This window comes from Cyanobacteria bacterium FACHB-DQ100 (assembly GCA_014695195.1).
Taxonomy (GTDB): Bacteria; Cyanobacteriota; Cyanobacteriia; order Leptolyngbyales; family Leptolyngbyaceae; genus Leptolyngbya.
Genome location: JACJNW010000028.1, coordinates 1 through 22,778, shown reverse-complemented (window position 1 = coordinate 22,778; position 22,778 = coordinate 1). Strand labels below are relative to the sequence as shown.

General features: G+C 49.1%; 20 protein-coding genes. 6 read left to right on the top strand and 14 right to left on the bottom strand.

Features of this window, described 5'->3' with window-relative positions; genetic code table 11:
- The first annotated feature begins 9 nt into the window (after positions 1–9).
- The gene (locus tag H6F51_11340; GenBank protein MBD1823072.1) at positions 10–1,011 is read left to right on the top strand and encodes a glycosyltransferase family 2 protein; all 1,002 of its coding nucleotides are present in this window, start codon (positions 10–12) and stop codon (positions 1,009–1,011) included.
- Between the two features lie 432 nt (positions 1,012–1,443).
- Here H6F51_11340 and H6F51_11335 read toward each other — a convergent pair whose 3' ends face one another.
- The 3 genes from H6F51_11335 to H6F51_11325 form a co-directional block, all read right to left on the bottom strand.
- On the bottom strand, positions 1,444–1,935 hold the full coding sequence (locus H6F51_11335; GenBank protein MBD1823071.1) for a hypothetical protein: 492 nt from the start codon (positions 1,933–1,935) through the stop codon (positions 1,444–1,446).
- Between the two features lie 20 nt (positions 1,936–1,955).
- Positions 1,956–2,735 (bottom strand): DUF1275 domain-containing protein, encoded by a 780-nt coding sequence (locus H6F51_11330; GenBank protein ID MBD1823070.1) that lies wholly within the window; start codon positions 2,733–2,735, stop codon positions 1,956–1,958.
- Positions 2,736–2,800: 65 nt separating this feature from the next.
- A complete protein-coding gene (locus H6F51_11325) occupies positions 2,801–3,382 on the bottom strand; it encodes a hypothetical protein (GenBank protein ID MBD1823069.1) in 582 nt (193 codons plus the stop codon).
- A gap of 479 nt (positions 3,383–3,861) precedes the next feature.
- On the opposite strand from H6F51_11325, the gene ndhN reads away from it, so the two are divergent.
- On the top strand, positions 3,862–4,335 hold the full coding sequence (gene ndhN / locus H6F51_11320) for an NAD(P)H-quinone oxidoreductase subunit N (GenBank protein MBD1823068.1): 474 nt from the start codon (positions 3,862–3,864) through the stop codon (positions 4,333–4,335).
- A 66-nt stretch (positions 4,336–4,401) separates the two neighbouring features.
- Here ndhN and H6F51_11315 read toward each other — a convergent pair whose 3' ends face one another.
- From H6F51_11315 to H6F51_11305, 3 genes are all read right to left on the bottom strand, one after another.
- On the bottom strand, positions 4,402–4,656 hold the full coding sequence (locus H6F51_11315; GenBank protein ID MBD1823067.1) for a hypothetical protein: 255 nt from the start codon (positions 4,654–4,656) through the stop codon (positions 4,402–4,404).
- 74 nt (positions 4,657–4,730) lie between these two features.
- Positions 4,731–5,903, bottom strand: coding sequence for an amidohydrolase (locus tag H6F51_11310; GenBank protein MBD1823066.1), 1,173 nt, complete (start codon positions 5,901–5,903; stop codon positions 4,731–4,733).
- Positions 5,904–5,979: 76 nt separating this feature from the next.
- Positions 5,980–7,548 (bottom strand): carboxylate-amine ligase, encoded by a 1,569-nt coding sequence (locus H6F51_11305; protein ID MBD1823065.1) that lies wholly within the window; start codon positions 7,546–7,548, stop codon positions 5,980–5,982.
- A gap of 84 nt (positions 7,549–7,632) precedes the next feature.
- Here H6F51_11305 and H6F51_11300 point away from each other — a divergent pair, with 84 nt between their 5' ends.
- Complete coding sequence (locus H6F51_11300; GenBank protein ID MBD1823064.1) at positions 7,633–8,190, top strand: 5-formyltetrahydrofolate cyclo-ligase; 558 nt, start codon at positions 7,633–7,635, stop codon at positions 8,188–8,190.
- A 111-nt stretch (positions 8,191–8,301) separates the two neighbouring features.
- Complete coding sequence (locus tag H6F51_11295) at positions 8,302–10,008, top strand: response regulator (protein ID MBD1823063.1); 1,707 nt, start codon at positions 8,302–8,304, stop codon at positions 10,006–10,008.
- Positions 10,009–10,064: 56 nt separating this feature from the next.
- On the opposite strand, the gene H6F51_11290 is transcribed toward H6F51_11295, so the two are convergent.
- From H6F51_11290 to H6F51_11280, 3 genes are read right to left on the bottom strand one after another with little or no spacing between them, the layout of a single operon-like run.
- A complete protein-coding gene (locus H6F51_11290; GenBank protein ID MBD1823062.1) occupies positions 10,065–12,530 on the bottom strand; it encodes a response regulator in 2,466 nt (821 codons plus the stop codon).
- A complete protein-coding gene (locus H6F51_11285; GenBank protein ID MBD1823061.1) occupies positions 12,520–15,126 on the bottom strand; it encodes a response regulator in 2,607 nt (868 codons plus the stop codon). The genes H6F51_11290 and H6F51_11285 overlap by 11 nt, the downstream gene beginning before the upstream one ends.
- Entirely contained in the window at positions 15,111–15,917 is an 807-nt protein-coding gene (locus H6F51_11280) for an alpha/beta hydrolase (GenBank protein ID MBD1823060.1), read from the bottom strand. The genes H6F51_11285 and H6F51_11280 overlap by 16 nt, the downstream gene beginning before the upstream one ends.
- A 243-nt stretch (positions 15,918–16,160) precedes the next feature.
- Here H6F51_11280 and H6F51_11275 point away from each other — a divergent pair, with 243 nt between their 5' ends.
- On the top strand, positions 16,161–16,499 hold the full coding sequence (locus H6F51_11275) for a cupin domain-containing protein (GenBank protein MBD1823059.1): 339 nt from the start codon (positions 16,161–16,163) through the stop codon (positions 16,497–16,499).
- Between the two features lie 84 nt (positions 16,500–16,583).
- On the opposite strand, the gene H6F51_11270 is transcribed toward H6F51_11275, so the two are convergent.
- Positions 16,584–17,345, bottom strand: a complete 762-nt coding sequence (locus H6F51_11270) for a DUF5602 domain-containing protein (protein ID MBD1823058.1) — start codon at positions 17,343–17,345, stop codon at positions 16,584–16,586.
- Between the two features lie 436 nt (positions 17,346–17,781).
- Here H6F51_11270 and H6F51_11265 point away from each other — a divergent pair, with 436 nt between their 5' ends.
- A complete protein-coding gene (locus tag H6F51_11265) occupies positions 17,782–18,912 on the top strand; it encodes an amidinotransferase (GenBank protein ID MBD1823057.1) in 1,131 nt (376 codons plus the stop codon).
- Positions 18,913–19,005: 93 nt separating this feature from the next.
- Here the strand turns inward: H6F51_11265 and H6F51_11260 are convergent, their stop codons facing one another.
- From H6F51_11260 to H6F51_11245, 4 genes are all read right to left on the bottom strand, one after another.
- Positions 19,006–19,722 (bottom strand): J domain-containing protein, encoded by a 717-nt coding sequence (locus H6F51_11260; protein ID MBD1823056.1) that lies wholly within the window; start codon positions 19,720–19,722, stop codon positions 19,006–19,008.
- A 103-nt stretch (positions 19,723–19,825) separates the two neighbouring features.
- The gene (gene cysK / locus H6F51_11255; protein MBD1823055.1) at positions 19,826–20,791 is read right to left on the bottom strand and encodes a cysteine synthase A; all 966 of its coding nucleotides are present in this window, start codon (positions 20,789–20,791) and stop codon (positions 19,826–19,828) included.
- 91 nt (positions 20,792–20,882) lie between these two features.
- On the bottom strand, positions 20,883–21,329 hold the full coding sequence (locus H6F51_11250; protein ID MBD1823054.1) for an Rrf2 family transcriptional regulator: 447 nt from the start codon (positions 21,327–21,329) through the stop codon (positions 20,883–20,885).
- Positions 21,330–21,485: 156 nt separating this feature from the next.
- Positions 21,486–22,778 (bottom strand): iron uptake porin (locus tag H6F51_11245; protein ID MBD1823053.1); only part of this gene is annotated, 1,293 nt, incomplete at its 5' end.

Sequence of the window (22,778 nt, the reverse complement as noted above, 5' to 3'; positions counted from 1 at the left end):
TTAGCCTTCATGAAGCCAGTAATTTCTAGTGAATTGTCGATCGCGCTTGGTTCCACGGTTCAGCCCGATGTTTCGGTCGTGGTTCCGATTTACAACGAAGTGGAGAGTATTCCAAGGTTGATTAGTGCGATTTCCACGAGTTTAAGAGATGCGGCACTGAGCTATGAAATTATCTGTGTGGATGATGGTTCTCGCGATGGCTCAGACGCGCTACTCAAACAACAGGCACAGCTTCGAGATGATCTAAAAGCAGTCATTTTGCGCCGCAATTATGGACAGACTCCGGCAATGGCAGCCGGATTTGGACAGGCGATCGGCAAGGTTATTGTGACGCTCGATGGCGATTTGCAGAACGATCCAAGCGACATTCCGAATCTGTTAGCCAAATTGAACGAGGGATACGATCTTGTAAGCGGTTGGCGCAAAAATCGCCAGGACGCTTCGCTAACCCGTGTCTTGCCGTCGAAGATTGCAAACTGGCTGATCGGGCGCGTCACCGGAGTGCGATTGCATGATTATGGCTGCTCGCTAAAGGCGTATCGATCGGAACTCGTTGCTGATATGAACCTGTACGGGGAACTGCATCGGTTTTTACCTGCATTAGCATTCATCGAAGGTGCAAGAATCGCAGAAATCCCGGTAAAGCATCATGCGCGGCAGTTTGGCAAGAGCAAATACGGACTCGATCGCACCTTCCGCGTGGTGATGGATTTGCTGACGGTTTCGTTTATGCGGAAATTCCTCACGCGCCCGATGCACGTTTTTGGACTGTTTGGCTTATTGTCGCTTCTGTCGGGAGTCACGATCGGGCTTTACTTGGTGTTTTTGAAGCTGGGGTTGGGTGAGGATATCGGACAGCGCCCTTTGTTAATTCTTGCGGTTGTATTGTTTCTTGCGGGGTTGAATCTGTTTAGCTTTGGGCTTTTGGCAGAGATTTCGATGCGGACGTATCACGAATCGCAAGGTCGCCCGATTTATCGGGTGCGTGAGATTGTGGGTAAGAAGAACTAAGCGGATACGAGTCCGCTAGCGATTATAGATGCGGGAAGCCCCCTAAATCCCCCACGAGTAGGGGACTTCGAGCAGCGATCGCATCTCTGACTGAAGGGGCTAGCTTGTAGAGACAACACCCTTAGTTAACTTTATGAATTGTCAAATTTAAGTCGTGTCCTCGAAGAAATCATCCACACGATTGAGAGTTAACTCCACTTCCTCAAAGTCCCTCACTCGTGGGGGATTTAGGGGGCAGAAGCCGCTTACAACGAAGCAAACCTCTAAACCCCGTGTGCAACCCTTTGAGATCAAAGCAATTTTCAATCCTTAAAGCTCTACACCTTAAAGCTCTACACCTTAAAGCTCTACACCTTAAAGCTCTACACCATGGAAAATTGCAGTGAAAAGTTTAGGGGCGAACATCGATCGATGCGAAACCCTCAACTCATATCAATCTGCGCTCTTTTCGACTGCTTTTTCCGCCGATTCAATTGTGTCTGCAACTTTTGCGTCAGGAACTTTTGCGGCAGATGCTTTCATCGCTTTTTCTGCTTTCGCCTTACCGCTGGTCATGAAGAACTCTTTCTTCTGCATAAACAGTTCCCGCTTCTGCGCTGGAGTCAGCGATGTGAAATATTCTTTGGGAACTGACTTCATCATCATGCCCACTTGACTTTTCTGCGCTGGAGTCAGCGACACCGACTTAAACGCTTTCTTCAAGCTCGTTCCATTGGCGATCGCCTCTTCAAGCTGAGTTTGCTGATCTGGAGTCAGAATCTTTTCCAGTTCAGGTACAATCTTCGCTTTTAGCTCAGTGTACGGATCAACGGTTGCAGCAGGCGCATCCGCAGACAACATGGGAGTCGCTTGAGCAACAGGCATGATTGCAAAACTTGCAGCTAGCATCACGCAGGCAAACATAGACACTAACATTCGTTTCATAGTTCCATTTCCTCGTTTTGTTAAACATTTTGAGTTTTTGCAGCCTGAATGTAAGCGGCGACTGCCAGCATACTCACAATCAGCAAGGGCATCGAGAGACACCAAAACTCTGCCGATGGCACGAAATAGGCTGCTCCGGTTCCTCCTAGAAAGAATCCAACCAGCAGGGGCGACGTGCGCTTCAGTTTTACGATCGCCTCTGCTGCCTCGGCTTTCGCTTCTTCGGTCTGTTTGGAAAGTTTTGCGCTGAAATATTGCACTAGATCGATCGTAAACTGCGTAAAGTTTCCGGTCATTACCGTGGTTGGAAAATAGCCCGTAAACGAAGAAGCTGCTTCTTTCATCAAGGCATTCTGAATCCCCATCGCCATCACGCCGGTCGCCGCGATCGGAAACATCAAGCCATCTTGAGCATCAATAATCAGGGTACTAGAGTATTGCAATCCGACCATTATGAAGATAGCGAGGGCGATCGCTTCTGCGCTCAGTAATACTGGTAACACTGCCCATCTGCGCTTGCGGCACAGTCGCCCTAGCAGCGATGTCCCCATCACAGACAGCATAAAGATCGGCAACATCGAGAGCCGAAGCAGCGTCGTGAGAGGGTCAGAACTGGCGAAAGCGGAACCTGCTAAGGCAATATTTCCGGTGACGTGAGCGGTAAAGATGCCAAACAAGCTAATAAATGCAGCCGTATCGACGAATCCAGCTACCCAACTGAGTAAAAATCGGGCAGGCGCATCACTAATTAGAAAGGCGCTGAGGCTGAAGGATTCCTTTTCAGGTACACTGACAGTCATAGGGAAATCTCTTTGAGATGCAAGGGAAAATAAGGCGGGTACGCATACCGGTAGAAGCCAGCATCTTATGATGCTTCTGAATCCTTGCTAGGTTTTTTCACTTCTGCGGGCAAGATACTCACCACATTGTAGGGATGCTGCTCAACATCTACTAGCCCAGCGACTTCTGCGTCTAAGGTATCAAATTCAGCGGGCTTTTCTCCTTCTGCAAAATCAGCCGTACAGTTCCAGTTTGCAAGTAGTGCAACATCGGCACTTTCAGTGCTATTTAACAAGATGACAGACTGGGGATTAGGCTGTTTTAGCAGCGCAGCAGGGATTAGTTTTTCAGCGTTGGCGACCACTTTAGCCTGAGCGTCTGAAGATTGCAGTTTGAATTCGCTAAACTCAACCACAGCTTCTTTCCCTTTGACCGTTGGCACAAGATTCTCGCGTGCAGTTTGAGCTTTGCCGACTTGAAAAATCACGGTGCGGAGCGGTGCGATCGCAGGCGTTTTCTCTTTTTTGGTGTCTTTGGCTGATTCTGCAGGGTCAGGCGGCGCGATCGCATTTAGACCGCTTAATCCAACAATTAACTTACGTCGATCGACGCGATCGCCCAACGGCACAAACAACAGTAAGCCAACTGCATAGCTAATCTGCGTCAAAGTTGGAACGCTACTTACCTCAGCAGACGAAATCTGCAAATCAGCGCTGATTAGTGCTAATAGCGGCTGATTGTAATAAAGGCTACCAATTGCAATGGTGCAAGCGATTGTTATCAGCCAGAGCGTGTTTTGCCGAAGAACGGTAGCTGAATTTATGAGCTTTTCCAGTAGAAGGCAATTTTATCGCTAAAGCATACTGTATACACTATTTTATAGCTGTGTATTCTAACACCGGACAATAAATCGAATACTGTATACAATCAATCAGTTTTTGAAAAGTTTCACCCAGCTGAAGGTGGAGAATCGAATTTTTTGGAGCACGATCGGAACGACACAATTCATCCCGCCACCCACAAATTTATGACAGGAATAGAGATTCCTGAAGGTTTGAGGGGAAATAACCCACTAAAATATCAATGGATGCTTTGCGTCTCTTAATATTGTTTGTAAATACCGTTGTTTAGGAAGGTTCGGGCGACATGGCACTTCTCACCACTGGCGGACAATTGATCAAAGACCTTGAAACCCACGGCGCGATCGCTGCCTATGTGCCGCTAGAAGGCGGATTTGAAGGTCGGTATCGCCGCAGAATTCGCGCATCGGGCTACAAGTCGCTCAGCATTAGCGCAAGAGGACTGGGCGATGTCGCTGCCTATTTGACCGGAGTGCATGGTGTTCGTCCGGCACACTTGGGTAAGAAAAGCACTGGCTCTGGGGCAGCAGTCGGAAATGTCTGGTTTGTTCCGCCGATCGTCACCACGCAAATTGCCCAACTGCCCCCAAAATCGAAGGGCTTGCTGCTCTGGATTATCGAAGGGCACATTTTATCGAGCCAAGAGCTTGAATATTTGGCAAATCTGCCCAAAATTGAACCGCGTGTGAAGGTTGTGGTCGAAGTGGGCGGAGAGCGCTATTTCCGTTGGACACCGCTCACTCAAGTCATTGCTGCCTAGCGCGATCGCGATTGTCCCTATCCCCAAAAGCCTCCAATTTCTTCAAGAGATTGGAGGTTTTATCTTTTAAAGTTCTCCCGGCGAATCCGGCTCTACAGTTACACCCTCTAAACTCACAGCGACCGGTTGATCTTTAACTAAGTCACTGAGTTCGTGAAATTCAATCCGCATATGGTCGCAGGCTTGTTTTAGCTGCGATCGAAATCCTTCTAAATCCGATCCATAACCACAGAGATTTGCGGCTGTTTCAATCCCTTGTTTTGCATTTGCTCTGGCGCAATCGACTAAATCTAATCCGGTTAACCGAGTGGGAGAAGCCATCAGACACTCCTAAAATCAATGTAATTAGTGTGCGAGATAAATGCTCGATCGAGACTCCCCCACGAGAAAGAATTTTAAGATTGCCAATAGCGATAAGCTGCACACGCCATTGTGACGACTCCAGTGACGATAGCGGTTTCATCCACTTCAAACTGCGGATGATGCAGCGGATAGTTTTTGCGATCGGGATATCCCACACCCAAGCGAAACATACTGCCCGGAGCGTGCTGCAAATAGCAAGAAAAGTCTTCTGCACCCAGAGAAGGTTCGGGGATGATTTGAACGCTTTCGTTTCCCCAAACTTCCCGCGCCGACGATTCGAGCAAGCTTGTCAGCTTCGCGTCATTCTGTACCGAGGGTGTCCCTCGCCGATAGCTCATTTCATACTTTGCGCTGTACATCTCGCAAACCTTCGAGACAATGTTTTCAATCCAGGCCGGTAGCACTTCGCTGGTTTCAGGATGCAGCGATCGTACCGTTCCCGACATCGTGACTTGATCAGCAATCACATTCGGGGCGCGTCCACCGCTGATTTTTCCGATCGTTAACACCACAGGACGTAGCGGATTTTGAGTCCGACTAATCGCTTGCTGCAAGCTGGTAATGACTTGAGACGCGATCCAGATGGCATCGATCGCTTCATGCGGACGTGCGCCATGTCCAGATTCACCCATAATCGTGAGTTCTAAGTCATCCGCTGCTGCGGTCAAAGCACCATATCGAATGCCAATCTTGCCCGCCGGAATGCTGGGAAATACATGCACGGACAGAATTGAATCGACATCATTCATCACACCATCTTCGACCATCCACTGAGCGCCCTGGGCGATTTCTTCTGCAGGCTGGAACAAAAATCGGATTTTACCCGGAAGCGGCACCCCAAGTTGAGAAAGTACCATCGCGGTTCCAAGCCCCACCGTGGTATGCACGTCATGACCGCAAGCGTGCATAATTCCAGGCTGACGTGAGGCGAATTCCAGCCCAGTCCGCTCTTGAATTGGCAGCGCGTCCATATCTGTCCGGATTGCCAGTAATCTTGGATCGTCGCCTCCGTCGAGTTCTCCCACAACTCCGACTTTACCGATCGCTTCTTTAACGTGCAGCCCACAGGACGAGAGCACCCCCGCAACATAGGCAGCAGTTTGATGCTCTTGTCCACTCAGTTCAGGATGGCTGTGGATATGGCGACGAATTTCAATCAGGCGCGGAGCGAGCGAAACGGCTAAATCTTTGATGCGGTCTTTCATGATGAATGGTCGATCGTACTTTTCCCAATGATAAAACCTGTCCCTCAAAAGATCCGGCACATTCGATTTGATGCTGTTAATAGCCGCTATTCCAGCGCATTGCTGAGATGTTCTGCAAATCGATCGAAGGTTTTGTTTCATCGTCGATCGCTTTCACCACGCGGCGATACAGATCTTCGGCTTGCTGCGGTGAGTTGCCAATGCTAGTTAATCCCAATTTGCCAAACTCAGATAAGCATCCCATCAAGTGAAAGACTGTTCCCGTTTCTGTACTTGTATCGAAGTGCAAACCATAGTGCGCGATGATATCCATCAAATCATTGGGTAATAACCCACAGTATTGCGGTTTCTGTAAATTATCGGTTGCCATATAGTATTTGGGTCGTCCGTGCTGGCTATAAAACAAGCCGCTTGATAAGTCATAGCGACCATTGGTTAGGAATTTCAGCGTCATGAACGGATGTGTCGTTCCGCCCTTTCGCAAGTTGATTTCGATCGCATGAAATTCCCACTGATCCTCGCGCTTAACCGCAACAAAATCTACTCCAAATCGCTCTAGTGCGCCTTTTGCCGCTAAGGTTCGACCCACTTGTAGACTCATATCCTGAATCCGCATTCGGTAGGATTCATCGGCTGGGAACCGACAACCTAGATAGATTTGCCCACTAGGTCCACCAAGAATTTGATCGTGAGTTGAGAGAATTTCAACTTCGCCATCTGGAGTGACGCGACCCTGAACGCTGGGTGAAAGTTTATGCTCACCTTCGATAAAGGCTTCTGCGATCGCGCCCAACTCCGGAATGCGACCCCCGTAATTCTCCCAAGTTTCGGTTTTTGCTTCAAATTTGAGATGAGCAAAGCAATCGTAAATCTTACTGACACGCTGTTCGTGCGAGATGACTCCGGGCTTGTATTCTCCCAAAGGTCGCAGGTCAAAGAGTGCGTTTCCTTCGCCAGAAAACCCTTCATTTAACTTGATCACAACGCGTTGCAATTCAGGATTGCGCTCCCATAATTCGGCTGTTGCTACAGCGAGATCTTTTGCAGTCCAAACCAGTTCGCTGCCGTCTGGGTGTGGCACTCCACTTTCTGCAAAAATTTGCCGGCTGCCGCTCTTTGTGCCCCAGTTTAGTAATACGGGATCAAGTGCATATAGGGGAATGTTTAACTGAATCGATAAGTCGCGTTCAACAGTTGTTGAGTTATAGCAGATCATGTAAGCGCGATCGGGATTGACCGCTTGCCGGATGCGATCGAGCAATCGCGGTCGATCGAGAATTTTTTGGCTGAGGGGTTTGAGCGATGAATCATAAGTTGAAAGCAACAGCAAGCGATCGCGAGCATGGGAAAATGGAATTCCCGGTAATAGTTGGAGATAATAATCGATTACGCTCGGGTGAATCGGTTGAGAAGTCACATACACTAACCGAGTCCGAGGATTTCGCAGGCGAATCAGCGAAAATAATAGCCGCTCTTCATAGTGTAAAAAGCCTTCGATCTTAGATAATTCTCGCTGATCAATACTGAGCGACGGAATCACAATAATATCGGCTTCACTGGTGTCAAACTCAACAACATTGCGCCAACGCTCGCGTAGTTGCGTTTGCAGGTGCTGAAACTGAATGGTCGGGTCAAGCACGTTCATAAAGAGAAGTTCCGCGATCGACGTATATCTGCAATCATATCTACTGAAATTACGACAAAGCCGAATTAGCAATGAACAGTAAAAATGTATAAATCAGAGTTGCGTAAAATCTATCTCCAGAAACGTCGATCGCTCTGTCTTCAGGAATGGGAAGCGAAAAGCAAACAGATTTGTGAACACCTCAAAGCCTGCGATAGCTTGCGTTCTGCAAAAACTGTTTTATCGTACTGCAGCGTTCGTCAAGAGCCAGATTTACAAGAACTGCTGACAATCCCGAAAGTGTGGGGATTGCCCCGCTGTGTGGAAAAAGCATTACTGTGGCACGTTTGGACACCCGGAAGCCTACGATCGGGCAACTTCGGTATCCCAGAACCTGATCCAGACAGTCCAACGCTTGAGGCTGAGCAAGTAGATTTAATCTTAGTTCCCTGTGTAATGTGCGATCGGCGGGGGTATCGTCTGGGTTATGGGGGCGGATTTTACGATCGAATGCTCAGCCAACCCGAATGGCAAGGCAAAGCGACGATCGGCGTTTTGTTTGATGTTGCCGTGATAGATGAATTGCCGATCGATCCCTGGGATCGACCGTTAGATGCAATCTGTACAGAATCAGGATTGATTAATACTTGTAGAAGCAGTTAGCCTTGCAACCGCCATAACTCTTAAGGAATTGCTAAATCCCTCCCAGTAGGAGTGCCTTTCGGTGCGGCACAAATCATAATGATTTTGAAGTGATTAAGTTATAAGGATCGCGTGAACGGAGATGAGTTTATCGAGCAGATTCAGGACGTGCAAAAGCAAGTTGCTGAGCTGCAACAAGACGCTGAACAATTGCCCCTCAAGCAGAAAAGCAGGCTGACAGAATCCTTAGAGCGACTAACCAGCGCATTAAGAGATTTGCAAGTCGCCGAGGAAGCAATTCAGCTTTTGTTGTCTGCGGTACAACAATCGCGGGATTCGATCGTCATTACGACTGCCCATCTCGATTCCCCCGGACCTGAGATGGTCTACGTGAATCCCGCCTTTACAGAAATGACAGGCTACGCCGCAGAAGAAGTGTTAGGCAAAAATCCGCGTTTGCTGCAAGGAGCGCACACAGACCGAGCAGTGCTTGATGCCCTGCGGCGCGAAATTTCTCAAGGCAGACCCTTTCACGGTGAGGCGATTAACTATCACAAAGACGGCAGCGAATACTACGTCGAATGGAACATCACACCAATTCGCAATAGTCAGCAAGAAATCACGCACTTTGTCGCCATTCAGCGCGATATTACCGATCGGAAGCGCTACGAAAAAGAACGCGAACAGCTTTTAGCTCAAGAACAAGTCGCCCGCGATGCCGCAGAAGTCGCCAACCGGACGAAAGACGAATTTCTGGCGACGCTTTCACACGAATTGAGAACGCCGCTGACTCCCATCCTTGGCTGGTCAAAAGTCCTGAGAACACAGCAACTTTCAGAAGCCAACACTCAACAAGCGCTCAAAACGATCGAAGAAAACGCCAAACGCCAAGCACAACTGGTCGATGATTTACTCGATCTAGCCCGGATTGTGCGCGGTAAGCTGACGCTGAACTTTACCTCGGTTCCCTTGATTGAAGCGATCGTCGCCGCACTCGAAACCGTTCGGCTGGCTGCCGAGGCAAAATCGATTCAAATTAAAACAGATTTAGATGCAACGATCGCGCCGGTGATGGGCGATGCCGGACGGCTGCAACAAGTGATCTGGAATCTGTTGTCGAATGCAATTAAATTCACGCCGATCGAGGGTCAGATTAGAGTGACATTATCGCGGGTCGATCGCACCGCTCAAATCCAAATCAGTGATACCGGACAAGGGATTGCTCCAGAATTTTTGCCGTTTGTGTTCGAGCGCTTTCGTCAGGAGGATAGTTCAATTACCCGTCAGTTTGGCGGGCTAGGTTTGGGACTATCGCTCTGTCGTCAGTTGGTCGAAGCGCATGGCGGCATCATCCGGGCTGAGAGTGCAGGCATCGGACAGGGTGCAATCTTTACTGTTCAATTGCCGCTTGTGATCGATTCACACTCTGTGAAAACCGCTATGCTTGCATCGTCAAAGCCAAACTTGAAGGGGCTTCGGGTGTTAATTGTTGAGGATGATATTTCGACCCTGCAATTCCTTGCCTTTATCGTTCAGCAAGAAGGCGCGATCGTGACCGCAGTTCCCTCACCCCAAGCTGCACTTGATGAATTTGAGCGATCGTCGTTTGATCTGCTGATCAGCGATATCGGAATACAGGGAATGGACGGATTGACCTTGCTGCGACAAATCCGCGCCTTTGCAGAGGATCTTCCAGCGATCGCGCTGACGGCATACGCGACTGAGAACCATCGCGAACAAGCGCTATCAGTCGGATACAACGAGCATTTATCGAAGCCGATCGAGCCAGAAAGACTGATGCAAACGATCGCAACTGTTTTGGAACCCCCAGACCTTTAACGATCAACACTCCAAAAGATGCGAAGAACACTTCCCACATATCGCGTCTTTCACACCTATCTCTGAGAAGCTTTATCCAGCATTTTATGGAGTACCTTCAGCAATTCCTCCGCTGTATAAGGCTTTAATAGAAATGAATCGACACCGACACTGGCAACATCCGCTATGGTGTTACTTAACATCAAACCACTCGTAGCAATCACCCTGACATCAGGATTCATTTTTCTCAAGGTGCGAATCGCTGTTGCTCCATCCATTGCAGGCATCATTAAATCCATCAAGATCACTGCAATCTCTTGCTTGTGCTTCGCGTAGAGCGAGATTGCTTCAAAGCCATTGCTTGCCGTTAACACACGATAATTCTGCTCTTCTAAGATCGCTTTAGTAACATCTTGAATCGACGATTCATCATCCACGACTAAAATGACCTCACCCGATCCGGGAAGCAAATCTAGAGAAGCCATTGAGGAGATAGCCTTATCTCCAGTGGTCGGTAAGTAAACTCTAAAGCAGGTTCCTTGACCCATCTGGCTATCTATCTCAATGAATCCTGCATGACTTTTGATAATTCCTAGCACGGTTGAAAGTCCTAAGCCAGTTCCTTTGCCGACTTCTTTGGTGGTGAAAAATGGGTCAAAGATGCGATCGATCACTTCCGGGGGAATTCCTGTTCCCGTATCCGAAACTGCAGTCATCACGTAGTTTCCCACTTTCGCATCAAGTTGGGTGCGGGCATGAGATTCATCAATGAAAACATTGCTAGCAGCAATGGTGAGTACCCCACCATCAGGCATTGCATCACGAGCATTGATACAAAGATTCATCAACACCTGATGCAGTTGGGTGGCATCTGCATAAACGAGGTTGAGCATTGAGGGGGGCAGATCAACCTGAACGGTGATCGACTTCGGAAAGGTGCGGTTGGCGATTTGCTCAATCTCTCCCAGTAAATGCGCCACCTGAACAGGGGTGCGTCTTCCTTCTGTGCCTCGTGCAAATGACAGCACTTGTTTTACTAAGTCAGCCCCGCGTTTCGCGTTTGCTTCGACCGTTGTGAGCAGTTTTCGAGTGCGATCGTCGAGATTAGGAAACTTCAGCGGCAACAGTTGGGCTGAGGCTAAAATCGGGGTGAGAATGTTATTGAGATCATGGGCAACACCGCTGGCGAGAGTTCCAATACTTTCTAAGCGCTGGGCACGCAGAAATTGAGCTTCCAGCAGCTTTTTCTCGGTAATATCGGTATCAACTGTCAAAATCGATTTTGGTGTACCTGATTCGTCGCGCACAAGCGTCATCCGACTCAGCACCATGATTGCTTTGCCTGACTTGGTCGCTTTCTGAACTTCTCCTTGCCACGATCCCTGCTCAAACACCGTTTTAAGCACAGTTTCAACCTCTTGGGGCTGAAGGTTGCTCAACAATTCAGATGCCGTTTGTAGTTCTGCTTGTGACCAGCCGTAGAGTTGTTCTGCGGATTGATTCCAAAATAGAATGTGATTCTGTAAGTCGCGAGCATAGATCGCATCAGAGGCAACATTCAGCAGTGCCACTTGCTCTCGGATGATTTGCTCAGCGCGTCGCCGCTCAATTAGCTCATTTTGGGTGCGCTCATAGAGTTCCGATTGTTGAATTGCAATGCCTAATTGAGTTGCTAGTTGCTGAAGTAGCGTTGTCTCGATCGCTTGCCACTCTCGCGGACTGGAACAGTGATGCGCGATTAACAATCCCCACAAATAGTTATTTTGCAGAATTGGAACTATTAAGTTGGCTCGAACTTGAGCCTGTTCTAAAAGTTCAATGTGACAAGCACTTAAGCCTGCTTGATAGATATCGGGCTTCGCGCTGGTTTGACCGTGTTGATAATAAGCGACGTAATGTTCGCTAAAGCAAGAATCGCGAAAATCAGTCAAGAGGATAGATTTCCAGGCAGGATCAACCGATTCGGTCACAATTCGTCCACCCCAATCGGACTCAAAGCGAAGAATCACAACGCGATCGCTGTGCAAAAACTGCCGCACCTGATCAACGGTCGTCTGCAAAACTTCATCGAGCTTGAGCGATCGACGAATGCCCTGAGCAATTTCTCCAATTAAGCGCTCTTGGGCAATTTGATGTTGAAGTTGGTTGGTGAGATTTTGTAATCGCAGTTGAGTTTTGACGCGGGCTAACACTTCTTCGCACTGCAAAGGCTTGGTGATAAAGTCAACCGCCCCTAAATCAAACCCCCTAACCTTGTCTACGGAATCCGTTAGCGCGGTGAGAAAAATAATCGGAATGGTGCTGGTATCTGCGTTTGCTTTCAGACGGCGACAGGTTTCAAACCCATCCATTCCGGGCATGAGAATGTCGAGCAGAATCAAATCTGGATGAGCGTAGTTTGCTTTGTCGAGCGCGCTTTCCCCATTCTCAGCAACTAACACCCGAAAACCGGAGTCTCCCAACAAATCAAACAACACCTCTAAATTGGTAGGGGTATCATCGACGACCAGTATTGTTCCTTGCTCAGTCATTTTAGAGTTCATGGCTACCCTTCTGATAGCGTTTAATCAATTCCAGAATTTGCCGTTCTTTAAATCCTTGCGCGAGGTGCCGAAGCTGCGCTGCAAACGGAACCCATTCAGGATTTTGCTGTTCTAAATGAGTGGCTTGCTCAAGGATTCCTTTGAGATCACCCATTCTGGCGAGATTGAGGAGCGCGTCGAGTTCGGTCTGAGGGGGGGCAGTCAGCGTTTTTGCGGGGTCTTGCGCGATTGCCACTTTCACAAGCGACTCTGTTTCCGCTTCGTACTGCCACTCTAGATTGAGATGAGTTTGAAGTTGAGTCAGCAGTTCTGCTTCTCGAACGGGCTTAGGAACAAAACCATTACAACCTGAAGCTTGGCTTGCTTGCTGGTTATAGCCAAAAACACTGGCAGATGTGGCAATCACGATCGTATCGCGGATCTCGGAAGATTGACGAATTTGTCGCACTGCCTCAAACCCATCCATTACGGGCATAACGAGATCGAGCAAAATGACATCCGGTTTGAACTGGTGCGCTTTTTGCAGCCCTTCTTGACCGTTTTCGGCTTCGATCAGGTTAAATCCGAGCGGTTCTAACAGGTGCACCAGAATCGATCGGTTTGCCCACTGATCGTCTACAACTAGCACGGTGCGAGATCTGCCCGCATACCCCACAATGGCGCGTTGATTCGAGAGATACCGATTCGATTCAAGCGATCGAAGTTCTATTTTCGGCAAGTCTAACTCAAACCAGAACGTGCTGCCTTTTCCGGGTGTGCTTCTAACCTGCACTTCTGAACCCATAATTTTCACCAGTTGCCGACTAATCGAAAGTCCTAATCCGGTGCCTTCGGTTTTGCGATCGTTGTCTCCAACTTGCTGAAACGGCGAAAAAATCACTTCTAGCTGTTCTGGAGCAATTCCAATTCCGGTATCTTGAATCTCAAAGCGAACTTTTGCACTTTCAACTGAATTCTCAACAACACTGACCTCAAAACGCACACCGCCAACTTCGGTAAACTTGACAGCATTGCCTAGAATATTGAGCAAAATTTGGCGCAGCCGCTTTTCATCGGCACAGACAAATTCAGGCAGCGGCGACAAAGTTTGATAGGTCAATGTAATTTTCTTTTGCTCAGCGCGAACTCGACAGATATCCGCGATCGCCTCCAAAAACGCAGGAAAATGCAGATCTGTCGGCGTAAGCTCCATTCTCTGAGCTTCGATTTTAGACAAGTCGAGTAAGTCGTTAATCAGAGTCAGCAAATGCTCTCCGCATTGTCGAATCGTGACGAGTCCCTTTTTCTGAAGGTCATTCAGGGTGCGGTCTTTTTCTAAAATTTGGGCATATCCCAGAATGCCGTTGAGCGGGGTGCGGATTTCGTGGCTCATATTGGCTAAAAATTCACTCTTAGCACGGGTTGCAGATTCCGCCAGTTCTCGTGCCGTCTGCATTGCCTGTTCTGCCTGCTGGCGCTCTGTAATGTTGTCGAGTACCCACAAGCGACCGGGCACATCGTGTACCTGAGTCGGCGTACTGGAAAGGCTCAGCACGATCGCGTCCGGTTGACTAAACAGCCAGTGCCAATCGCGAATTTCGGCATCAGGATGGGCAAACAATCCAGCCGATTGCGCCGTAATTTCAGCTTGATTATCGGCATTTAGACGCAGTGCAATCATTGCTTGAGCAATCTCACTCGGCTCCACCGCACCAGGATTTAACTTCAGATAGCGCGCTGCGGTTTGGTTGATCCATCCCTGTTCGCCGCTTTCATCCATAAAGACAATTCCTTGAGGAATCGTTTCCAGCATCGCTTCAAATCGAGCTTGCAACTGATCAAACCGCAGCGTTAGGTCTTGAAATCTCAGCAGATTACTCAATCCACCCCGCAGAGATTCAAGGAACTGCTTCAAGGACGCAGAAGGGTCAACGCGCCGATCCCACAACAGCAGAATGGCACCTTTGACGTTTTCAAGCTGCTGCAACGGTAGCACCGCGATCGTTCGCACCCCCTGTGCTAACAAAGCCGGAGAAGCTTGAGGCACTGAGGCATAATCCGGGTAGTAAAGACATTGGTTTTGGGCGATTGCTTCCGCAAACAAGGTCGGCGTTGTCAACTGAACAGGCAACGCTGTATCTGGTAATGCCACCAGCACCTCAGCCGTGACTTCATCCAATTGACGCAGCGCGATCGCGCCTGTCGCTCCGACAAGCTCCTTCAGCCGAGACAGTGTGCCCGTCATCGCCTGTTCGGGGGTCATCGCCGCTTCATCTTGAATCAGCGATGCCAACATTGCCTCCGATGCCCATTGCCATTCTTGCCGCAAAAGGTAGGGTCGCACCCCCACCCCCAGCACCCCCACTAATCCCAACGCCACGGCTTGCTGGGGCAACACTTCAGGGTTCAACAAAGCCCCAAAACCAAGCAAACCAATCCACTGCGATCGCGGCAACAACACACAAAGCGCAAACCATATCGGGGCAGCAAGCAAAACAAAAGACGCTTGCACCAACAGTTCTAATCCCAATCCAGCCGCCATCATTGCCAAAATCAAAGGTGCAAGCGTCGGAAGTCGTTCAGGAGAACGATCAAATCGGATTAAACGGTAAAACATTCTGCCAGTGTTCTTGTCACCAAAGCGGGCGCACTGAGATGTGGAAGATGCCCCTCTGCATCAATGTGAATGAGTTCAGCTTGAGGAATTTTCTCTGCCATGTATTCGCCAACTTGGGGCGGCACCGCAATGTCGTTGTTTGCCTGAAGAATTATTGTTGGCACGTTGAGCCTGGGAAGTTCAGCGCGGTGATCCGACTGAAAAATGACCCGCGCTACGGATTGTGCAACATCGGGACGAATGGCAGAGAGCGATGTGGCAAACTCGATCGCTAGCTCTGGGCGCTCTGGGTTCCGCATTGCCAAGGGTGCAAAGCCACTCGCCCAAGCATAGTAATTGGTTGACATTGCCGCATACAGGGCATCGAGATCGAATTGCTCAAATCCCCCAATATAGTTGTCTGCTGGATCATTCAAATATCGAGGGGACGCACTAATCAACACCAATTGACGAAACCGCGCTGGATCAAGCAATGCCGCCAGCATTCCCACCATGCCGCTGACCGAATGTCCCACAAAAATCACATCGGTTAACCGCAGTTCTGCACAAAGTTCCAGCACATCTTCAGCGTAGCTGTACAAAGACCGATAGCGACGAGGGCTGTAGGCGTTCATATCCGATCGACCCGCACCGATATGATCAAACAAAACGATGCGATAGAACGGTTCAAATGCCGCAACCTGATTACGCCAAGCGGTCTGATCCGTGCCAAATCCATGAGCAAACACCAAGGTTTGTTCACCTTGACCAATCACCTGAGTATGATGGCGATCGAGAACCCGACTCATCATCTGCAACTTCCCTCCGGTTTTGGGGTCACGCCATTTCCATCATGACACCGCCCGCTAAACAGGTTGGGAGTCTTAGCATTACTCAATAAAGCAGCATTTATGGCAGCTTTAGTGATCAGCTATGGCAGCTTTAGTGATCAGCAAAATGCAATGTCATTTCCGCATCTATGGCACGATCGACCCAAAGCAAGAGGTAGGTCTTCCTGATGCATTTTAGGCTGATCGCATCATTGAGGAATCCTTATGACAGACACTAGCGTTAAAAAAGTCGATGCTCAGTTTTCACCGACAGGCGAAATGGGACAGAAATACCTTGCCTCTGGTAAAAGCCTTTCCATGCGCTTGTGGGAGAACGAGCCACCTGCGGAAGCCAAGCCTGCAACTCAACGGGAGTATGAAACAGTTGGATATGTGATTCAGGGTAAAGCCGAGTTGCATCTTGAGGGACAAATGGTGCTTCTAGAGCCGGGAAATTCTTGGGTCGTGCCTAAAGGTGCAAGCCATAGCTACAAAATTTTGGAATCGTTTACCGCGATCGAGGCAACCAGTCCCCCTGCTCAAGTGCATGGGCGCGACGAGTAAAAACTGGCTGTTGTTGCACAGCACTACAGCCAAGCTGTGCAACAACAAAGTGCCACAACCAAGTAGATTACCCTGCATCATTTCTTACTGAACGAACTTACTAAGCGAAATGCGGAACTGATGAGCCTGAGAGTCGTAGCTCATACTATATTGGCGAGGATATCTTCCAAGTGTAGAGTAGCGAACAGGACGAGCGATCGTCTTCTGGAAGGATTGACGTTGGTCAAATGCCGCTTTGCTAATCATTGGCTCTAAGAAATTCATTTTTCCGTTGTAGAAGCCATAGATGAACGTGTGGTTAAACCCGTGCGGCGCACCCTGAAATTCATCCGATTTAGGATCAATCCAGTGCGATCCCTGTCCCGGTTCAGCACTGTCGGGAGCCATCACATAGCCCGCTGGAATGAACCGAGCATCTGGCTTGATGTAAGCCCGTTCCGCATCCTTCCCGATTGCAGTAATGCGCCGACGTGCAGCTTGTGAAATGGTATAGAAATGCACATCAAAGTGGGGAGTGCCATAGATGGGTGCTGGCGGATGTCCCTGGGGATTCCAGTTCAGCCCGATGTGAGTGAATGGAGTCGTGCGGCTTGCTTGACGTGGCAGGGCTAATTCAATCTCAGTCATGGTTGTGGGCAAGTCAGACAGTGCGGATTCTGAGAGAATTACACCTAATTCGGAAACGCGCCTCCGATTGTCTAATGCAACATAGGAACGAGCAGTTCCCTGCCCGATCGACTGAGGAGTCCCTTGCAGTATGGTGTTTGCATGAACGGCATTGATGCTCACAGCGAGTAACATCAACAACCCAGAGACAAAAATCCCAAGTTTATATGATTTTCTCATTATCTTTCTCCAGTTTCAGATAAAAATGCTTCAACCCCCTGACAAGCCAATGAAATCTATTTTTCATCGCAACTGTCTCTTAGCGCTACCGATTTTCACAAAGCGTTAAGTATGCCGGGGCGTTGTACGGATTAATGCCCCAAGGATGCGGACAAAAACAATCAAGCAAGCGATCGCTCGTTATCTAGAAATTCGCCCTGGTACAGTAAACAGGACTGATACAAAAATTTGGGTTCAACAGTGGATGAAATGACAGAGAAAACAGAGGAGCGACTCGATTGAATCGTTAGCGGAGTTGGGTATTAGCAACAGACATACCGACAGATATACATACTGTCTTGCGAGTAGAAAAAATCTTGTTTTTTAGGTAAGTTTTTTAGGTAAGTTTCTGAAAGTAGAAAGAACTGTGCGTTCCTAAATCCTTAACGAAAAAAGCATGACCGAAACCACTTCCTCGCAAAGCATCAAGAACAATTCACACCAACAACTATCGGCTTGTCCCGTTAATTCCTACAATTCCTGGGATCCACTAGAAGAAGTCATTGTGGGACGATTAGAAGGTGCAACGATTCCCCCTAGTCATCCCGCTGTTACCTTTAATATTCCAAAAAAATCCGCTAGGTTGCTCAAAATTTTTGGCGGGATGCCTTATCCAAGGTTTTTGATTAAACGGGCACAAAAGCAGCTCGATGAATTCATTCACATTCTGCAAGCAGAAGGCGTTACCGTCCGTCGCCCTGACGTTCTCAATTTTTCTGCAACCTACAAAACGCCCTATTGGTCTTCACGCGGTCACTGTGTTGCCTGCCCTAGAGACGGCTTTATCGTCATCGGCAACGAAATTATCGAAACGCCAATGGCATGGCGATCGCGCTTCCTTGAAGGCTATGCGTATCGATCGTTGTTCCAGGAATACTTTGCAAAGGGAGCACGCTGGACTGCTGCGCCTAAACCGATGTTGCTCGATGATCTCTACGATTACACCTACACAGTTCCCGAATCGGGTGAACCAATGCGGTATGTGATCAACGAATCTGAACCCGTCTTTGATGCTGCCGATTTTATTCGCTGTGGTAAAGATATCTTTGTGCAGCAAAGCAATGTGACAAACCTTGCAGGCATTACCTGGATGCAGCGACACTTAGGCGATCAGTACCACATTCACATGATTGAAACTAAGTGTCGAACACCAATGCACATTGATAGTACCTTTATGCCTCTGGCTCCGGGTAAGTTACTGATCAATCCTAACTATATTGATCCTAAAACTCTGCCGTCGATGTTTAAGTCGTGGGACATTATCATTGCACCCCCACCTGAACCCAATCCCGGACAACTATCAAGTTATGTCTCACTCACCAGCAATTGGATCAGCTTAAATATGCTGATGTTGGATGAGAAACGAGTCATTGTCGAGAAGAATCAAACCTCAATGATGAAGACGCTGAAAGAATACGGATTTGAGCCAATTCCCTGTCCATTTCACGAGTATCCAGCCTTCGGTGGTTCGTTTCACTGTGCAACTTTAGATGTGCGGCGACGAGGGACGCTACAGTCTTATTTCTAAACAAGATTTAGCGATGTCAATTCAAGGCTGTAGGAGATTGCCCTAGCTAGATTTTTTCTTAGCATTTTTATAAATTTACAGCTTTCCAGTTGACTAACGCGGAATCTCTCGAACCGCAGCTTGAGCTTCTCGGCGCAGTCCTTCTGCGATCCGAAACAGTTCCCGACCATTGCGAAGATGATGGTCATCGTAGTTATAGGTGAAGTAACTTAGCTCGTCGATGCCATCGCTTAATTGATTCAGGCAGTAATAGAGATTTGCGGCTGCATTTGCGGCGCTGGGAGGGTTAGGGAGCGATCGAAAGGTTTGTTGCGCCTTTGCTAACAACTCTTGACACTCTTCTAAATACGTCTGAAAATTTTTCATCAATTCATCATCAAACGGATCAGCAGCGAGTTCGTTGATCTGCGATTTCAGTGGACGAATGATTTGATTCAAGAGACGATTGACGGACGTATGGAGTTTTAGCCAGAGTTTTAGCTGCTGATCTGCATTTTGCTCCGCTTCTCGCTGCTTACGGTACTGAGCTTGTGCCTCTTCCGTGCGTTGGCGGCGCGATCGTAGCTCTGCTTCAGACAATCCCGCCTCTAGATAGCGAAGCTGCTGATCATACGATCGCCGCCTCTGCGGATCGCCCAGCACCTCGTAAGCTGCGTTGATTCGAGAAATCTTCTCGTGACTTGCGGTAGCGCGATTGCTATCGGGGTGAAACTCTTTCGCCAACCGTCGATAGGCTTGCTTGATCTCGGTTTGGGTCGCCGTCGGATCAAGGTCAAGAATTTGGTAGTGGGTGAGGGTGTGAGTTGCCATACGCTCATTCTAAAAGGCGTATGGGGTGAGGGGCTAGGGACTAGAGAAACGCTTTTTTGTCAATCAATTTCTATCTTTATACAGTTTCTCTAGTCCCCAAACTTTAGCCATTTAGCATCGCAGGCATCGTTAACTCTGGATCTTGAAACAGTGCCGTACTGAGATATCGCTCACCAAAGCTCGGTTGAATCATCACGATCAGCTTGCCTGCATTTTCAGGACGTTTGCCAATCTCGATCGCTGCCTTTAGTGCCGCACCGCTGGAAATCCCAGACAGCAAGCCTTCTTCCCGCGCCATCCGTCGGCTATAGGCGATCGCATCATCATCCGACACTGAGATCACTTCGTCGATCAGCTCGACATTTAACACAGGCGGCACGAATCCGGCTCCAATTCCCTGAATTTTGTGCGGCCCCGGTCGTCCACCCGATAAAACCGGACTGTTTGCGGGTTCAACCGCGATCGCCCTGAAGCTCGGTTTGCGCTGTTTAATCACTTCTGCAACGCCCGTAATCGTTCCGCCCGTACCGATTCCCGCCACGATGAAATCGACCTCGCCTTCGGTATCTTCCCAAATTTCCGCAGCCGTCGTTTCTCGGTGAACTTGGGGATTGGCGGGATTACGAAACTGTTGCAGCATATACGCATGAGGAGTCGTATCCACAATATGCTGCGCTCGCTGAATACAGCCTGCCATTCCTTCAATTCCCGGAGTCAGTTCTAATTCGGCTCCGTAAGCTCTCAGCATCGATCGACGTTCCGAACTCATGGTTTCTGGCATGGTTAGGATTAACCGATATCCCTTCGCCGCTGCTGCCATCGCTAGAGCAATTCCAGTGTTTCCAGAGGTTGGCTCAACTAAAACCGTTTTTCCAGGTGAGATCAAGCCCTCACGCTCAGCCGCTTGAATCATGCTGATGCCAATTCGATCCTTGACCGAGGCAGAGGGATTCATACCTTCGAGTTTTACCACAATTCGAGCGACGCATCCTTCGGCTTGAGGAATGCGATTGAGTTGAACCAGGGGCGTGTGTCCAATTAAAGCAGTGATATTCTGAGCAATACGCATAAGACAAGTAAGACAGGGGGGTGAAAAGTTCGGATAACAAACGAAGAGAGCAGGAGCGGGACAATCCAATCATCCGATCGACAACAGCAGATCAAATGTAATACATGAAATCGAGCTGGCGGCGAGAATCCCGGCGCTCACGCAAATCCTTCAGCGTGTATTTCTGAAACACTGCGTTTGCCGCATCGTTCGCCTCTTGCCAGATCTCGCACACGATCGATCCTTCTAGCGTTTTGCCGGATTTGAGTGCGGTTTCCTGGTCGATCGGTTGGCTATCAAAGCCTTCAAGACAAGCTAACACTTCAAAGAGCGTAATTTTCCACGGTTCCCGCGCGAGTAGGTATCCGCCTTTTGCGCCCCGCTGCGATCGCACAATTCCGCCGCGTCGCAGGGTTGCCAGCAGTTGTTCGAGATAGCGATCAGGAATATTTTGCTGGGCGGAAATCTGTCGAATTTGCAGAGGTTCGCCGCTGTCATAAGCGACAGATAGCTCAATCAGCGCAAGTAGCGCATACTCACTCTTACAGGAAATCTCCACGGGTACACTCTGGGATCAGGTTAACAGGCTCTTTCTAGTATACTCCGGTTTAACACTAGGGTTTTGCAGGTTTTCTAAATGTAATAAAAAAGCCCCGCAAGTTGCGGGGCTTTGCGGACGATAATACGCCGCGTGATTACTCAAGCTGGAATCCGATTAGAACGTGAAGGTCGTCCGAATCGTACCGACATAAACAGTGCGGTTCGCGTCATTATGTTCGGGATTGAGAATCACGATGATGCCCGGTGTGATTGAGAGATTCTGATTGAGGCGGAGGCGATACAATCCTTCCAGGTGGTAGGATACATCGCGGTCGTTGCGACCAGCAACGTTCAGCGATGAAGCTCTCGGCGGAACGCCAAAGATGACACCTGCGAGGTTGCCTTTACCGCCCAAGTCTGGGAATGCCAGAGAAACTGCCCAGTTCCAAGCCTCAGCACGACGACCGGTAGCCGAGGGAAGTGGGCTTTCTCTGAAAGCTTGAGTGTATCCACCCCAAGCCGCCAGCGTGAAGTTTGGCGTGATGCGGAATGCACCTTGAATGCCGAAGTTATTCGCGCTAGTTGCCACCGCGCCAAACGGAGCATTTGCCAAGGCGCTTCCGGTTGCACCCACTACACCCTGAGAGACGTTGATCGAACCAGCATCTCCAGCGGCAAAGTTGGTGTAGGAGCGGACATAGGTTAAGCCTAGGTCGATATTGCTAGCAGGTTTGAAGCCTAACTGAGCGATCGCAGCATTTGAGCCATTGAACAAGCCAAATCGATCGCCTGGGTTGTTGGCGTTGCTAGCCAGGTAGCCGAGAGAGACGGTGAGCGCGTTGCCCAACGGGTAGTTGAGCGTTACCCCTGTACCGCCAGCAGCAGCACGGTAGACCGGGTTGAATCGACCAAAGCGGGAGATCGATCCTTGTCCGTCGCTTGCCAGCAAGGGGTTGAAGTTCGGCATGTTGTTGTAGAATTCACCGCCGAATGCGTCGAGCGTGATTTGTCCACCATTGCCGATCGGGAAGCGGTAGAACAATTTATCGATTCCAACCTGGTTGCCGGAAGGGCCGCCGCCTTCATAAGACAGACGTGCCATGTTCGTGCCGGTTACGGTTGCGCCTCCAAAGTTCGGAATGTTGCGACCTTGCAAACGAGTTAATAAGGTGTCTTTTCCGGTAAAGCTGGTCAACAGGCTCAGACGAACCCGATTGCTGAAGGTGGTATTGTCAGCAACTTCGGGCGTTGTCGCTGTGGGAGCGCCAGTGCCTGTAAAGCTGGAAACAGCGACTTGATCGCCCTGAGCACCAGAGATCGAGAAGATTGCTTCCCCTTGCAGTTTCGTCGTGGTTGAGAACTGCTGCTTCTCTAAGGTCGTGGTGCGTGCTTCGAGTGCATCCACTCGTCCTCGCAGTGTGGCTAACTCTGCCGCAAACTGCTCTTGCAGCTTTTGCAGCGTTGCCAA